At 55.7% G+C, this 14,466-nt stretch carries 15 protein-coding genes; 12 read left to right on the top strand and 3 right to left on the bottom strand.

All coding sequences use genetic code 11. The features are described from left to right. Window positions 1-75: 75 nt before the first annotated feature. Window positions 76-276, top strand: coding sequence for a glycogen synthesis protein GlgS (locus tag LH23_RS02350; protein ID WP_197062503.1), 201 nt, complete (start codon window positions 76-78; stop codon window positions 274-276). Between the two features lie 232 nt (window positions 277-508). Here LH23_RS02350 and LH23_RS02345 read toward each other — a convergent pair whose 3' ends face one another. Next, on the bottom strand, window positions 509-766 hold the full coding sequence (locus tag LH23_RS02345; protein ID WP_039296305.1) for a YjhX family toxin: 258 nt from the start codon (window positions 764-766) through the stop codon (window positions 509-511). Between the two features lie 207 nt (window positions 767-973). Beyond that, complete coding sequence (locus LH23_RS02340) at window positions 974-1,897, bottom strand: LysR family transcriptional regulator (RefSeq protein ID WP_039287902.1); 924 nt, start codon at window positions 1,895-1,897, stop codon at window positions 974-976. 225 nt (window positions 1,898-2,122) lie between these two features. On the opposite strand from LH23_RS02340, the gene LH23_RS02335 reads away from it, so the two are divergent. The 8 genes from LH23_RS02335 to tauD all read left to right on the top strand — a co-directional run bounded on the left by LH23_RS02335 (window position 2,123) and on the right by tauD (window position 10,716). Continuing rightward, complete coding sequence (locus LH23_RS02335) at window positions 2,123-3,367, top strand: dicarboxylate/amino acid:cation symporter (RefSeq protein ID WP_039287900.1); 1,245 nt, start codon at window positions 2,123-2,125, stop codon at window positions 3,365-3,367. A gap of 42 nt (window positions 3,368-3,409) precedes the next feature. Further along, complete coding sequence (metC, locus tag LH23_RS02330) at window positions 3,410-4,600, top strand: cystathionine beta-lyase (protein WP_039287895.1); 1,191 nt, start codon at window positions 3,410-3,412, stop codon at window positions 4,598-4,600. 153 nt (window positions 4,601-4,753) lie between these two features. Next, window positions 4,754-5,662 carry an N-acetylmuramic acid 6-phosphate etherase gene (murQ, locus tag LH23_RS02325; protein ID WP_039287892.1) on the top strand — a complete coding sequence of 303 codons (909 nt, stop codon included), beginning with the start codon at window positions 4,754-4,756 and terminating at the stop codon, window positions 5,660-5,662. Between the two features lie 2 nt (window positions 5,663-5,664). Beyond that, window positions 5,665-7,116, top strand: a complete 1,452-nt coding sequence (gene murP / locus LH23_RS02320) for a PTS N-acetylmuramic acid transporter subunit IIBC (protein WP_039287890.1) — start codon at window positions 5,665-5,667, stop codon at window positions 7,114-7,116. A gap of 173 nt (window positions 7,117-7,289) precedes the next feature. Then, window positions 7,290-8,264, top strand: coding sequence for a taurine ABC transporter substrate-binding protein (gene tauA, locus LH23_RS02315; protein ID WP_039287887.1), 975 nt, complete (start codon window positions 7,290-7,292; stop codon window positions 8,262-8,264). A 15-nt stretch (window positions 8,265-8,279) separates the two neighbouring features. Beyond that, the gene (tauB, locus tag LH23_RS02310; protein WP_039287885.1) at window positions 8,280-9,047 is read left to right on the top strand and encodes a taurine ABC transporter ATP-binding subunit; all 768 of its coding nucleotides are present in this window, start codon (window positions 8,280-8,282) and stop codon (window positions 9,045-9,047) included. Beyond that, entirely contained in the window at window positions 9,044-9,871 is an 828-nt protein-coding gene (tauC, locus tag LH23_RS02305) for a taurine ABC transporter permease TauC (RefSeq protein WP_039287882.1), read from the top strand. The genes tauB and tauC overlap by 4 nt, the downstream gene beginning before the upstream one ends. Beyond that, window positions 9,868-10,716 (top strand): taurine dioxygenase, encoded by an 849-nt coding sequence (gene tauD / locus LH23_RS02300; RefSeq protein ID WP_039287881.1) that lies wholly within the window; start codon window positions 9,868-9,870, stop codon window positions 10,714-10,716. Before tauC ends, tauD begins: the two co-directional genes overlap by 4 nt. 43 nt (window positions 10,717-10,759) lie before the next feature. Here the strand turns inward: tauD and nepI are convergent, their stop codons facing one another. Next, window positions 10,760-11,941, bottom strand: coding sequence for a purine ribonucleoside efflux pump NepI (gene nepI / locus LH23_RS02295; protein WP_039287878.1), 1,182 nt, complete (start codon window positions 11,939-11,941; stop codon window positions 10,760-10,762). Window positions 11,942-12,529: 588 nt separating this feature from the next. Between nepI and fimA the strand changes: the two genes are divergently transcribed. The 3 genes from fimA to fimC all read left to right on the top strand — a co-directional run bounded on the left by fimA (window position 12,530) and on the right by fimC (window position 14,448). Continuing rightward, window positions 12,530-13,084 carry a type 1 fimbrial major subunit FimA gene (gene fimA / locus LH23_RS02290; protein ID WP_039287876.1) on the top strand — a complete coding sequence of 185 codons (555 nt, stop codon included), beginning with the start codon at window positions 12,530-12,532 and terminating at the stop codon, window positions 13,082-13,084. Window positions 13,085-13,162: 78 nt separating this feature from the next. Further along, window positions 13,163-13,708 carry a type 1 fimbrial protein subunit FimI gene (gene fimI / locus LH23_RS02285; RefSeq protein ID WP_039296303.1) on the top strand — a complete coding sequence of 182 codons (546 nt, stop codon included), beginning with the start codon at window positions 13,163-13,165 and terminating at the stop codon, window positions 13,706-13,708. Window positions 13,709-13,752: 44 nt separating this feature from the next. Beyond that, window positions 13,753-14,448, top strand: coding sequence for a type 1 fimbria chaperone FimC (gene fimC / locus LH23_RS02280; protein WP_039296301.1), 696 nt, complete (start codon window positions 13,753-13,755; stop codon window positions 14,446-14,448). Window positions 14,449-14,466: the final 18 nt, after the last annotated feature.

Raw genomic sequence — 14,466 nt, 5'->3', positions numbered from 1 at the left:
AAAAAACAATCGCCAGCGGGTCGATACTGAAAACAGAAGCATATGACTTACCCAAAAGTTAACTCACAGAGGGATATGCTGATGAACAGAGACCTACAGGCAGTAAAGAATTTTGATTTTCTGGCGCGCAGTTTCGCGCATATGCAGGCTTTGGGGCAGCAGGTGAATCTCCAGGCCGTGACCGGCAACATGAGCCGCGAGCAAAAAACGTGGTTCTGCGAACGTTTTAACCAGTATTGCGAAGAAGAATCCCGGGCCGCCGAGCTCGAGCACTGAAATAACGGGCCAGGTGGCCCGTTAAAGTTGCTGACAAAGAAGGAAAAAGCGGGGTTTTTCCTTCTTTGTGGCGAGCAGCCGAAAATCAATGAATTGATTTTCCAGTTTATTTTTCTGGTGACAGATTGCAGAATTTTATCCGCATGAGGTTTGTCATCAGTCTCGACGGGCCAGGTGGCCCGTTATCTGTTTCTGCCCTTCAAAACGTCTGTTTCATCCAGGCTCTCGTCAATTATCGGTTATCCGGCTGGGCGCGAACGTTGTTCAGCCCGGTGGTGTTGATCCGGTATGGCTGCCCATTGCTGGATTTAATCAGCTTCTTGGTTCTGAGCTTTTTGAACACGGCCAGCGTGCAGTCGCTAAGCAGCAACCCTTCGCGGGAGTAACATTCAACGGCGGTGACGCGGCCGGACAAGTCGCGGGTGTGAACGATGCGTCCCCCTTTCGCTAAAACGTGGAGGGTACGCTGTTCCTGACGGGATAAATTCATGCTGAAAAACCTTTTCATCATCATGTGCAAAACGTGCCAACACAACGCGTGTGTTCGCATCCGGGTTAAGCGCAGTGATAATCAGTCCGTCCTTTGGGGGGCGGGGAGCTGATTATCTGATGATTACATTCTCCAGCATCAGGCCTCTGAGTGACTTCGGTTGAGGAAACTGGCGGATAATAACACATAAAAACTAAAGGGGAATAGTTAAGGGATCCAGCTATCCCAGGCAGGCTGCGGCGCAAGTTGCTCAACCAGGAAATCAATAAACGACCGGACCTTCGGGTTGCTGTATTTGCTCGGGAAATAGAGGGCGTACAGCGCATGGGTTTCGTAAGTGATGATGCCGTCCAGCAGCAGCGGGGTTAGCTCATCTTTTTGAATATGGTCGCCAATCAGGTAGGTAGGCAGGTAGGCAACGCCCTGATTTTCCAGGACGGATTTAAGCAGCACCAGGCTGCTGTTGGCCTGGATCGGCGTGCGCATTTTTAGCAGGTGCTGCCGTTCGTGCTCATCGGTAGTTTTTATCAGCGGCGTTAATCCAGGGTAAACCAGGCAGTCGTGTGTGACCAGATCCGTGCGTTTGCCCGGCATCCCTTTCTTGCTGAGATAATCTGCGGTGGCGCAGTAAGCCCAGCGTACGGGAGCCAGTTTGCGCATGGCGTAATTTTGCGGTGGAGAGGTGGATATTCGCAGGGCGATATCGAAGTCGGATTCATTAAGATTAATAAAGTTATCGTTGAGATCAATATAAAGATTCACATCGGGGAAGTTCGCCCGGTATTTATCAACAAGGTTGACCAGCCTGGCGTAGCCAAACGCAATAGAACAGGTGATGCGCAATTCACCCTGTGGATTGTTGTAATAGCTTGAAGTGGTATTTAGCGTATCGTCGAATTCTTTAATTAACTTATTAGCGCGGTTAAACAAATATTGCCCGGCATCGGTCAGCGTGATGCTGCGGGTCGTTCTTTTGATAAGCGTTGTGCCCAGTAAATCCTCCAGTGCCGCCAGACTCTTGCTCACCGCCGAAGGCGACACGCTGAGCTGCGCCGCCGCTTCAGACAGCCCGCCGCAATCGATAATTTTGACGAATACCTCGAGATGCTTGAGTGAAATTGGCGCGCTCATTTTTTCCTTTTATTCACAAGTGATTTGCGGAAACGGTATTAATTCCCCATACCAATCCAATTTTAAAAGTGTAACTATTGCTCTGTAGTAAATAAAGAAGTCAGAAAATGAATTTTATACACTATTAGTGATTTGCATCACAAAAGCCCGGGGATTTAATTACAGCAGTTGGTAATTGTGATTTTCGTCCCAGTTATTATTACTTTTATTGAGAAGGTATCCTTTATGTGGACACGCCTCGAACCCTACAAATCATCATTTGTTCTTTTATTTGCTCTTATTATCGGCGGCCTGCTGGGTATTTATGCCCCGACTTACGCCATTAAATTACAACCTGTCGGGCAAATATTCCTCAACCTGTTGTTTATGATTATTGTGCCGCTGGTTGGCGTCAGCGTGATGTCTTCTATTGCCGGCATGACTGACCTTAAAAGGTTAGGCCGCATCATGGTGGTTATTTTTATTGTTTCCATCGCTATGGCGCTGATTCCCGCCGCAGGCATTGTGCTGCTGGCGCTTTGGTACAACCCGGCTCAGGGCGTGACCATCGATCTTTCCCATTCGGTGAAAGGCGGCTCGGGGGAAATGGATTTTGTCAGTATGGTGACCACCAGCGACTTCGTCGGCCTGTTTTCCAAGTCGAATATTCTGGCGCTGATCGTCATCGCGATCATCGCCGGTGTGGCGATTGGCCAGTCGGCGGATGCAGGCAAACGCATCGCCGCTCTGTTGCAGGACGCCAACACCGTTATCATGAAAATTGTCTCTATTATCATGAAGGTGGCACCTGTCGGGCTGGGCTGTTATTTCGCCGCAACCATGGCGAGCCAGGATGCCGCGTTGCTGATGACCTTTGCCAGGGCCATCGGGTTATTTATGGCGGCAACGCTTATCTATTACGTGCTTGGCTCCATTTTCTATTCGTGGATTGGCGGCGGGCTTCCGGCGGTGAAAGCGTTCTGGCGGCACGCCATTGAACCTTCAGCCACCGCGCTGGGCACCTGCTCTTCGCTCGGTACTCTGCCGGTCACGCTGCGTGCGGGCAAGGCTATGGGCATCAACCCTGAAATTGTCGATGTCTCTATTCCGCTGCTGGTGAACCTCAATAAAGGCGGCGTCGCGATGATTGCCGCGCTGAAAATCGTCTTTATCTATTCCGTTCTCGGCCTGCCGTTTACAAGCGAAACCTTTTTCCTCGCGATGCTGATTGCCGTGCTGTCGGCCATTATCGTTGGCGGCGTGCCGGGCGGTGCGTTCCTCGGGGAAATCTTTATCGTTACGACGTTGGGGCTGCCAATGGAAGCCATCCCTCTGCTGGTGGTGCTTGGCACTATTACCGATGCACCGGCCACGCTTATCAACGTGATCCACGATCTTAATGCGGCACAAATCGTTGAACGCTTCGCCGGAAAGAAGCGCCATGAGCCGCAGGCAAGCGCCCCGCTGGCCGCAAACAGTATCGCTGGCTAAGCCCTTTGAATGGAATGAATCAGGCAATAACAGGAGAATTTTATGAAACAGAAAAATCATCTTGAAACTCAACTGGTCACCGCCGGGCGGGAAAAACGCTACACCCAGGGCGCGGTCAATACGGTGATTCAGCGCGCTTCCTCGCTGGTTTTTGATAGCGTAAAAGACAAAAAATTTGCCACTGCCAACCGGGCAAACGGCGAACTGTTCTATGGCCGCAGAGGCACCCTGACGCATTTTTCCTTCCAGAAGGCGATGACGGAGTTAGAGGGTGGTGCCGGGTGCTCGCTTTATCCGTGCGGTGCGGCGGCGGTTACCAATGCGATCCTGGCTTTTGTCAGCGGCGGGGATCATATCCTGATGACCGGCGCGGCCTACGAGCCCACGCAGGATTTCTGCAATAAGATCCTGAACAAATTCAATGTCTCAACGACGTATTACGATCCGCTGATTGGTGCCGGGATCGCTGAGCTTATCCAGCCCAATACCCGCGTCGTTTTCCTTGAGTCTCCGGGCTCAATTACCATGGAGGTTCAGGATGTTCCCGGCATGATTAAGGCGATTCGCGCCGTTAACCCGGAAATTGTTGTCATGCTGGACAACACCTGGGCCGCCGGGGTGCTATTCCGCGCGCTGGATTATGGTGTAGATATCTCGATTCAGGCCGGGACCAAATACACCATCGGCCATTCGGACGGCATGTTGGGAACGGCGGTTGCCAACGAGCGCTGCTGGGATCGCCTGCGCGAAAACTCGTACCTGATGGGCCAGACGCTGGATGCCGATACGGCGTATATGGCTGCCCGTGGCCTGCGCACGCTGGGGGTCAGGCTGAAGCAGCATGAAGAAAGCAGCCTCGCGATTGCCCGCTGGCTGTCAGCTCATCCGCTGGTGGAACGGGTTAACCATCCTGCGCTGGCCGAATGTCCGGGGCATGCGTTTTTCGAACGCGATTTTTCCGGCAGCTCCGGCCTGTTCTCCTTCGTGCTGAAAAAGCGCCTCACAGACGAGCAGCTTGCGGGCTATCTCGACAACTTCACGCTGTTCCATATGGCGTATTCCTGGGGCGGGTTTGAGTCGCTGATCCTGGCCAACCAGCCGGAAGAGCTGAACCAGATTCGCCCGGCAGGCAAGGTGGACTTCAGCGGCACGCTGGTGCGCGTGCACGTTGGCCTGGAAAACGTTGAAGAACTGATTGCTGACCTGGAAGCCGGTTTCGCCCGCATCGCCTGATCCCCTCTTTTGCCGCTCGGAAGGGCGGCTTTCTCGCCTGAATTATTCTGCTATTCCCTGTTCGATGGAATAAAATATTCGTGATTGTGTTCACGCACATGGAATAAAATATTCCATACTATGCACAACAGAACACACATAACGGATGTCCCGATGAAAATTAACTTAACCAAACTGGTCACCGAAGGCCGCAATCCGGCCAGCGCGGAAATCGACACGCTGCCAACCTTAGAGATGCTTAAAGTTATCAATAACGAAGACAAGCAGGTACCGCTGGCGGTGGAGGCCACGCTGCCGCAGGTCGCTCAGGTTGTCGATAAAGTGGTGGCGGCTTTCGCCCAGGGCGGCAGGCTGATTTACAGCGGTGCGGGGACGTCCGGTCGGCTGGGCATCCTGGATGCAAGTGAGTGCCCGCCAACTTTCGGCACGCCGCGTGAGCAGGTCGTCGGGCTGATTGCCGGTGGGCATCCGGCCATTCTGCAGGCGGTGGAAAACGCCGAAGACAACCGCGAAATGGGCGAGCAGGATCTGCGTAACCTGAATTTCAGCGCGCGTGACGTGCTGGTGGGGATTGCCGCCAGCGGGCGCACGCCTTACGTTCTGGGCGCCATGGCCTATGCAAAAAGCGTGGGTGCCACCGTGGCCGCGATTTCCTGTAATCCGGGCAGCGAAATGAGTCTGGCGGCGGATATCGCCATTGAACCGGTCGTCGGCCCGGAAATCGTCACCGGCTCTTCGCGCATGAAGGCCGGGACAGCGCAAAAGCTTATCCTGAATATGATCACCACCGGGTCGATGATTCGCAGTGGCAAAGTCTACGGCAACCTGATGGTGGATGTGGAAGCCACCAATGCCAAGCTGATCCAGCGGCAGGTCAATATTGTGGTGGCGGCGACCGAATGCAGCCCGGAGCAGGCCGAGGCGGCGCTTAGCGCCTGCCGCCGCCACTGTAAAACGGCGATCTTCATGCTGCTTAGCGGCCTGTCAGCCGAAGAGGCAAGCGATCTGCTGGCGAAAAAACAAGGCTTTATACGTGAAGCATTGCGGGGGTTAAACGGGTAGCTATGGCGAAAATCACCGGCTCGATGATAGAAGACATCCTGCGCCTGACGGGCGGCAGCGGCAATATCCTTGTCTGCGGCAACTGCATGACGCGCCTCAGGCTGACGCTCAAAAACAGAGATCTCGTTCAGCACGACGACCTGAAGAAAATTCCCGGCGTGATGGGCGTGGTCAACGGCGACGACCAGCTGCAAATTATTCTCGGTCCGGGCAAAGCACAAACCGCCAGCGAGCTGATGAATTCGATGCTTAAGCAGGAGGGCTTGAGCGAGCCGGAGCATGGCGAAAGCGCGGATTTGGCCGCTCTCGCCAGCCAGAACAAACAGCAGATGAAGGCGAAGCAGAACAGCGCGGTGCATAACTTCCTCACTAAGTTTGCCACTATCTTCACGCCGCTGATCCCGGGCTTTATCGCCGCCGGGCTGCTGCTGGGGATTGCCACGCTGCTGCAGCAAACACTGGTCGTTGAAGGCACAACGCCTGCGGCCTGGCTGACCCAGCTTATCGCCTATATGAAGGTGTTCAGCATCGGGCTGTTTACCTTCCTGAGTATTCTGATTGGCTTCAACACCCAGAAAGCTTTCGGCGGCACCGGCGTAAACGGGGCGATCATCGCCTCGCTGTTTATTCTGCGCTACGTGCCGGAAGGCAAAGTGGGCTATTACGCCGGGATGGATACCTTCTTCGGGCTGGCTATCGACCCGCGTGGCAACATTATTGGCGTGCTGCTGGCCTGTATGCTTGGGGCGTGGATCGAACGTCAGGTTCGGCGGATGATCCCGGATAATCTGGATATGATCCTCACTTCGACGATCACTTTATTGATCACCGGGGCGATCACCTTTGTGGCGATCATGCCCATCGGCGGCGAGCTGTTCAAAGGCATGTCGTGGCTGTTTATGCACCTGAACGGCAACCCGTTCGGCACGGCGATTCTGGCCGGGCTGTTCCTGATCGCCGTGGTGTTTGGTATTCACCAGGGATTTGTGCCGGTCTACTTCGCACTGATGGACGCCCAGGGCTTTAACTCGCTGTTCCCGATTCTGGCGATGGCCGGCGCGGGGCAGGTGGGCGCGGCACTGGCGCTGTTTGCCCGTTCGCCGAAAGGCTCGGTCCTGCGTACTCAAATCAAAGGGGCGATTATTCCCGGCCTGTTGGGTATTGGCGAGCCGCTGATTTACGGTGTGACGCTGCCGCGCCTGAAGCCGTTTATCACCGCCTGTATCGGCGGCGGGATCGGCGGGTTCTTCATTGGGCTGGTGGCCTGGCTGGGGCTGCCCGTCGGGCTGAATACGGTGTTTGGGCCGTCAGGTTTGGTGTCGATTCCGTTGATGACTTCTCATCAGGGGATCTTCGCCGGGATGGCGGTTTACGTTGCCGGGATTGTTATCGCCTATATCGCCGGGTTCATCATGACCTGGTGCTTTGGCAGCAAGAACGTTGATTTGACTTAAGTTAATATAATTCTGCCCGCTCGCGATCTGCGGGCGGCGTTATTCCCGCTCAGCAGCTAACCTTGCCCACTTTTTTTCTAAGGACGGAAAGGCATTAGCGATAATTTTTTATTCTTTTATGGAATCGTTGCCGTTGGAAATACTGCTCTCTCCCCCGAGACAGGAGCAGGATCATGGCAGCAAAACGACACTCACTCTGGCTGGTTGCACTGGCCTTAATCGCAGCGCAGGCCCACGCAGTGGACGTCACCGTGGCGTATCAAACCTCCGCCGAACCCGCCAAAGTTGCGCAAGCCGATGATGCTTTTGCCAAAGACAGCGGGGCGAAAGTGGAATGGCGTAAGTTCGACAGCGGCGCGAGCGTGGTGCGGGCGCTGGCCTCGGGCGATGTGCAAATCGGCAATATCGGCTCCAGCCCGCTGGCCGTTGCCGCCAGCCAGAATGTGCCGATTGAAGTCTTCCTGCTGGCCTCCCAGCTCGGTAACTCCGAAGCGCTGGTGGTCAAAAAAAGCATCAAATCGCCGCAGGACTTGATCGGCAAACGCATTGCCGTGCCGTTTATCTCCACCACCCATTACAGCCTGCTGGCTTCCCTCAAACATTGGGGCATCAAGCCGGATCAGGTGCAAATCCTTAACCTTCAGCCTCCGGCAATCATCGCCGCCTGGCAGCGCGGGGACATCGACGCCGCTTACGTTTGGGCTCCGGCAGTGAACGAGCTGGAAAAAGACGGCAACGTGCTGACGGATTCGGCGCAGGTGGGCCAATGGGGCTCCCCAACGCTCGATGTCTGGGTTGTGCGTAAAGACTTTGCCGAAAAACACCCCGATGTGGTCACCGCTTTTGCCCGCAGCGCCGTTGCTGCTCAGCAAAGCTATCTCACCAACCCGGACGGCTGGCTTAAACAACCGGACAACCTGAGCAAGCTTTCGCGCCTGAGCGGCGTGCCGGAAAGCGACGTCCCGGGGCTGGTGAAAGGCAATACCTACCTGACGGCGAAGCAGCAGGTTGAGCAGCTTAGCGGCCCAGTGAACAAAGCCATCGTGGACACCGCGCACTTCCTGAAAGAGCAGGGCAAAGTGCCGGCGGTCGCCACCGATTATAGCCAGTTTGTGACCGACCGCTTCGTGAAGCCGCTGGCGCAGTAAACAGGAGACACGGCGATGCTACAGGTTTCGCATCTCAGCGCGGAGTACGGCGGCAAGCCGGTACTCGACGACATTAATCTGACGGTGGACGAGGGCGAACTGCTGGTGGTGCTCGGCCCTTCCGGCTGCGGTAAGACCACGCTGCTTAACCTGATCGCCGGTTTCGTTCCCTATCATTCCGGCAGCATTACGCTGCAGGGCAAAACGGTTGCAGGCCCCGGCGCCGAGCGCGGGGTTGTTTTTCAGAATGAAGGACTGCTGCCCTGGCGCTCGGTGCTGCATAACGTGGCCTTCGGGCTGCAGCTTACCGGGCAGGCTAAGCCCGAGCGGGAAGAGATTGCGCTCGACATGCTGCGCAAAGTAGGGCTGGAAGATAAGGCAAAAAACGCCATCTGGCAGCTTTCCGGCGGGCAGCGGCAACGGGTAGGCATTGCCCGGGCGCTGGCGACGAAGCCCCAGCTTTTGCTGCTGGACGAGCCCTTTGGCGCGCTGGATGCCTTTACCCGCGAGCAGATGCAAACCCTGCTGCTGAAGCTGTGGCACGAAAGCCGTCGGCAGGTGCTGCTGATCACCCACGACATTGAAGAAGCGGTATTTCTGGCGACGGAGCTGGTCTTGCTATCGCCTGGCCCTGGCCGCGTCCTGGAGCGGCTCCCGCTTGATTTTGGCCGCCGCTTTGCCGCCGGGGAGCCGTGCCGCAGCATCAAATCTGACCCGGAATTTATCGCCAAACGTGAATACGTGCTGAGCCGCGTGTTCGATCAGCGGGAGGGCTTCTTATGAGCGTCGTTATTCAGGACAAACCCGTGCGCCGCAAATTTGCGTGGCGCTGGCCGTTTTCGCGCCAGCTTACCCTGAGCGCAACCACGCTGGTGGTGTTGGTGCTGCTGTGGTGGTGGGTAGCGGCGCAGCACTGGATAAGCCCGCTGTTTCTGCCGCCGCCGGGGCAGGTGCTGGCGAAGCTTATCACTATCGCCGGGCCGCAGGGCTTTATGGACGCCACGCTGTGGCAGCACCTGGCCGCGAGCCTGGGGCGCATTCTTACCGCGCTCGCCGCTGCGGTACTGATTGGTATTCCGGTGGGCATTGCGATGGGGTTGAGTCCCACCGTGCGCGGCATTCTTGATCCGCTGATCGAGCTTTATCGCCCGGTGCCGCCGCTGGCCTATTTGCCGCTGATGGTGATTTGGTTCGGCATCGGCGAAACATCCAAAATCCTGCTGATTTATCTCGCGATTTTTGCGCCGGTGGCCATGTCCACCATGGCGGGCGTGCGCAGCGCGAAGCAGGTACGCATTCGTGCCGCTCAGGCGCTCGGGGCATCTCGCTGGCAGGTTATCTGGCACGTGATTTTGCCGGGCGCGCTGCCGGAAATTCTGACCGGGTTCCGCATTGGGCTGGGCGTGGGCTGGTCCACGTTGGTGGCCGCAGAGCTTATCGCCGCCACGCGCGGGCTGGGCTTTATGGTGCAGTCCGCCGGTGAGTTTCTCGCGACCGACGTGGTGCTGGCCGGGATCGGCGTCATTGCCGTCATCGCATTTTGTTTAGAACTGGGGCTGCGGGCGCTACAGCGCCGCCTGACCCCGTGGCATGGAGAAGGGCAATGAGTGAAAAAGTGAACATTAAGCCGTTGGGGCCGTATATCGGGGCGCAGGTCGACGGCGTGGATTTAACGCGCGGCCTGAGCGACAACCAGTTCGAGCAGATTTACCACGCGCTGATCCGCCACCAGGTACTGTTCTTCCGTGAACAGGAAATCACGCCCGCACAACAGCGCGCGCTGGCTCTGCGCTTCGGTGACCTGCATATTCACCCGGTTTACCCACATGCCGAAGGTGTGGAAGAAATTATCGTGCTGGATACCCACAACGATAATCCGCCGGATAACGACAACTGGCACACCGACGTGACCTTTATTGAGACGCCGCCTGCCGGGGCGATTCTGGCGGCGAAGCAGTTGCCGGAAACCGGTGGCGATACGCTGTGGACCAGCGGGATTGCCGCTTATGAGGCGCTGTCGGAACCGTTTAAAAAGCTGTTGTCCGGGCTGGAGGCGGAGCACGATTTCCGTAAATCGTTCCAGGAGTACAAGTACGCCCACAGCGAAGTCGAACACCAGCGCTGGCGCGAAGCCGTGGCGAAGAACCCGCCGCTGCGCCATCCGGTGATTCGCACGCATCCGATCAGCGGCAAGCAGGCGCTGTTCGTCAATGAAGGCTTCACCACGCGCATTGTTAATCTGACGGAGAAAGAGAGCGAGACGCTGCTGGGCTTCCTGTTTGCCCACATCACCAAGCCTGAATTCCAGGTGCGCTGGCGCTGGCAGCAAAATGATATTGCCATCTGGGACAACCGCGTGACGCAGCATTACGCCAACGCCGATTACCTCCCGGCCCGCCGTATTATGCACCGCGCGACAATCCTCGGGGATAAGCCTTTCTGGCGCGGTTGATAAAAAAATAGCGCCTAATTCAAGGCGCTATTTTTAGTTGTTTTTAAGCCCGAACTTTCACCGCAACCAGCACCGCCGTGAGCAGCATCAGGCTGCCGGACAGGATAAGCGGGGCCAGCAGGCCGAGGTTATCCAGCGCCAGACCGCCTATTGCCGCCCCGCAGGTGTTGGCCAACTGGATCACGGCCACCTGAATCGACCCGGCTTTTTCCGCCTGATCCGCCAGAGAGCGGGTGATCCACGTTGACCAGCCGACCGGCACCAGGGCAAAGGCCAGCCCCCAGACAATGGCAATTACCGATGCCACGGCTTTGTTTGCTCCCCAAAGCACCAGTACCGCGGCGCTGATGGCAAGGATCAGCGGCGCACAGGCCAGGGCCAGCTTGAGCGAGCGTTTCAGGATCGGGGCGGAAAGTGAGGTGCCGACGAAGCTGGCGATACCAAAGCTCAGCAGCACCAGCGTCAGGCCGTCAACGTCAAAGCCTGACAGGGTCATATACACCGGGCGGATATAGGTAAAGAACGAGAATTGCCCGGCGAACGCCATGAAAATAGCCAGCATACCCGCCAGCACGCCCGGACGTTTGAGCAGGCCAAACATATTTTGCTTCTGGTGTGCGGCTTCGCCCGGCAGAGAAGGCAGCGCTTTCCAGACCCAGATAATACAGGCGACACCCATCAGGGCTGCGGCGTTAAAGACGTTACGCCAGCCGATGATCCCTCCAAGGAAGCTGCCCAGCGGGGCGGCAATCACTAAGGCAATCGATACGGCACCGAAGATAACGGACAGTGCCTTAGGCACCGTGCGTGCGGGAACAAGGCGCATGGTCAGCGAGGCCGACATGGCCCAGAAGCCGCCCAGCGCCAGCCCAAGGCAGGCTCGACCAAGCAGTAACAGAGAAAAATTACCCGCGAACGAAACCAGCAGGCAGGAGGCGGTGAGCAAAACAGCAAAAAGCAGCACCACGCGGCGGCGATCGGTCGACCCAATCAGGTTGGTGATAAACAGGCTGGCAAACATCGCCACAAAGGCGGTGACCGTGACCGATTGCCCGGCAAGGCCTTCGGAGATATTCAGTTCCTGCGCCATCGGCGTCAGCAGGCTAACCGGCAAAAACTCAACGGTAATCAGACAGGCCACGCAAAACGCGATGGCAAAGACCGCCGACCAGTTGGGGCGGGTTATTGAGTTTGCCGGAATGGCATGGGGGGCTGTTTCATTCATCCTGAAGTCCTGGGTCAAAGTGCGGGGCAAGCCTTCCAGTGTATCATCGCTTGCGCAACGTCTTTAACCTTTTGGCAACTTCACTCAGTATTGCGCATTAGGTGTTCAAAACCCTCTTTCTTGAATGAAACAAAAAACATACAAATTTAACAAAAAATGAACAATATTCTGGTGCTAAGAGAACAATATAACCCCCTAAATTAACGAGCCTTTTATCCCTTTCTGCCCGTTTTCCCGAAATGTTTCCCTGGTGATTTCTTAGGTCTTATTAAGACCGCGCTTATATAACATAAAGAATTGGCATCTGTTACTTAATTCAAATTTGGCTTAATTTAGCCACACTTCGTAACCCATCACGAATATATAAAAATTTCATCTTGAATTATTAAAGATAACGTCGTTCGGCACATTAAATAATGCGCTGGGGAAACGTTTGTCTTTAATTCTAATGAAACCACTAAGCATTCTAAGGAATTCCCACAGGATGTGGGGAATGCGTTATGCGGTCATTTAAGACCGATGATGATTCAAACGGAGTCATGAAGGATGCATAACTCCGATGTGCGTTTTATATATGAAGGAATACCCATGAAATTAAGCAAAATCGCCTCTTCTCTGATCGCCACCGTTGCTCTGGTGAGCGGTGCCGCTAACGCAGCAGATCCTGTTACCGTTAATGGCGGGACCGTACACTTCCAGGGCGAGCTGGTTAACGCCGCTTGCGCAGTGAGCACGCAGTCCGACGGCCAGATCGTTAAACTGGGCCAGTACCGTACCGCAGCTTTCACCAAAGTTGGCGATACCTCTTCCCAGATCCCATTCAACATCGTTCTGACCGACTGCGATAGCACCGTTGCGGCCACCGCTTCTGTGGCATTCACCGGCCAGACTGATGCGACCGACCCAACGCTGCTGGCGGTAAACTCTGGCGGTAACGCAACCACCGCGAAAGGCGTAGGTATCGAGATCCTGGATCGTACCTCTAAGACCCTGTCTCCGAACGGTTCTACCTTCTCTACCGCTCAGACTCTGAACGACGGTGAGAACACCATTCCGTTCACCGCTCGCTATAAAGCAACTGCGGCGACCGCCACTGCCGGTGCTGCGAACGCGGACGCAACTTTCGTTATGAAATACGAATAATCAGCCACGGCTGAGAGCACAGGGATGATTCAGCCTCACGGATGAGGCTTGTCCGACGCGAGTCCAGAGAGGACGATGATGATAAGGAAAATCCTGCTCCTGGCGATGCTGGCTGCGGTGAATCCCGTTCAGGCAAAGCGCATCGTGGTTATCCACGGTGGGGAAGTGCATATGCAGGGTGAGCTGGTTAACGGCGCCTGCGCCGTCGCGCCTGAAAGTCAGGAAATGACGGTGCAAATGGGCCAGTACCCGAGCAACGTATTTAAAGATGTTGGCAGCTACGCGCCGCCCAGCATCCCTTTTACCCTTCGGCTGACGGACTGTCGCCCGGAGGTTTATGACCATGTGGGCATCGCGTTTCAGGGGTCTACTCCGGCGGAAGATCCGCTGGTCTTTCTGGCCACGTCCAGCGTAAGTGGCAATGATGCCAGCAGCGGCATTGGCCTGGCGTTATTTGACCCACAGCAGCAGTTGATTATTCCCAATAGCGAACCGGCGTCTTATTCGGAAATAACCACGCAGGAAATGAGTTTTCATTTTACTGCCCGTTATCGTGCGGTTTCAAAGCATATGTCGCCCGGAAATATTCGCTCTGACGTCTGGTTCACGCTGGTTTATCCCTGAACCTCTGCTTCTCCATTCTGGCTATTTTGATGGTACCTGTCGTGATGAACAAATTATATAAAGCCGTTTCGGCACTGATGCTCTCTTTAATGATGGTTGCTTTTAATGCGCAGGCAGCAGGCGGTATTGCCCTGGGCGCCACGCGCGTAATTTACCCGGCCGATGCGAAACAAACTTCGCTGGCTATCACCAACAGCGATCCGAAAGAACGCTTCCTGGTGAACTCATGGATCGATAACGATCTGGGGCAGAAAGAGAAAAGTTTTGTGGTCACGCCGCCGCTGTTTGTCAGCGAGCCAAAAAGTGAAAACACGCTGCGTATTATCTACGCCGGACCTGCGCTGCCGACGGATCGCGAATCCATTTTCTGGATGAACGTGAAGGCCATCCCTTCCGTGGATAAAAACAGCGTTGAGGGCAAAAACGTCCTTCAACTGGCGGTGCTTTCCCGCATCAAGCTGTTCGTGCGCCCTAAAAATCTGCAGATGCAGCCGGAAGATGCGCTGAAAGAGATTCGCTTCGCGCGCAGCGGCCAGTACCTGAAGATCAGCAACCCTTCGCCTTACTACGTTTCGCTGGTCAACCTGAAGATGGGGAGTGAAAAACTGCCTAACACCATGGTGGCGCCAAAAAATAGCGTGCAGGTTGCTGTGCCGTCCGGCGTTCAGGGGGCAGTGAGCTTCCAGACCGTTAACGACTACGGCGCGGTGACCAAAGCACAAGCGGGTGTCATGCAGTAACGCCAGGCTGGCAAAGGG

It is taken from the genome of Cedecea neteri (assembly GCF_000758305.1).
Lineage (GTDB): Bacteria > Pseudomonadota > Gammaproteobacteria > Enterobacterales > Enterobacteriaceae > Cedecea > Cedecea neteri_C.
This window is presented reverse-complemented; position numbering and strand designations above follow the sequence as displayed.

Excerpts from the sequence above, each read along its gene's own strand:
- LH23_RS02350 (WP_197062503.1), top strand. The coding sequence starts at position 76 with ATGCTGATGAACAGAGACCTACAGGCAGTAAAGAATTTTGATTTTCTG.
- LH23_RS02345 (WP_039296305.1), bottom strand. The coding sequence starts at position 766 with ATGAATTTATCCCGTCAGGAACAGCGTACCCTCCACGTTTTAGCGAAA.
- LH23_RS02340 (WP_039287902.1), bottom strand. The coding sequence starts at position 1,897 with ATGAGCGCGCCAATTTCACTCAAGCATCTCGAGGTATTCGTCAAAATT.
- LH23_RS02335 (WP_039287900.1), top strand. The coding sequence starts at position 2,123 with ATGTGGACACGCCTCGAACCCTACAAATCATCATTTGTTCTTTTATTT.
- metC (WP_039287895.1), top strand. The coding sequence starts at position 3,410 with ATGAAACAGAAAAATCATCTTGAAACTCAACTGGTCACCGCCGGGCGG.
- murQ (WP_039287892.1), top strand. The coding sequence starts at position 4,754 with ATGAAAATTAACTTAACCAAACTGGTCACCGAAGGCCGCAATCCGGCC.
- murP (WP_039287890.1), top strand. The coding sequence starts at position 5,665 with ATGGCGAAAATCACCGGCTCGATGATAGAAGACATCCTGCGCCTGACG.
- tauA (WP_039287887.1), top strand. The coding sequence starts at position 7,290 with ATGGCAGCAAAACGACACTCACTCTGGCTGGTTGCACTGGCCTTAATC.
- tauB (WP_039287885.1), top strand. The coding sequence starts at position 8,280 with ATGCTACAGGTTTCGCATCTCAGCGCGGAGTACGGCGGCAAGCCGGTA.
- tauC (WP_039287882.1), top strand. The coding sequence starts at position 9,044 with ATGAGCGTCGTTATTCAGGACAAACCCGTGCGCCGCAAATTTGCGTGG.
- tauD (WP_039287881.1), top strand. The coding sequence starts at position 9,868 with ATGAGTGAAAAAGTGAACATTAAGCCGTTGGGGCCGTATATCGGGGCG.
- nepI (WP_039287878.1), bottom strand. The coding sequence starts at position 11,941 with ATGAATGAAACAGCCCCCCATGCCATTCCGGCAAACTCAATAACCCGC.
- fimA (WP_039287876.1), top strand. The coding sequence starts at position 12,530 with ATGAAATTAAGCAAAATCGCCTCTTCTCTGATCGCCACCGTTGCTCTG.
- fimI (WP_039296303.1), top strand. The coding sequence starts at position 13,163 with ATGATAAGGAAAATCCTGCTCCTGGCGATGCTGGCTGCGGTGAATCCC.
- fimC (WP_039296301.1), top strand. The coding sequence starts at position 13,753 with ATGAACAAATTATATAAAGCCGTTTCGGCACTGATGCTCTCTTTAATG.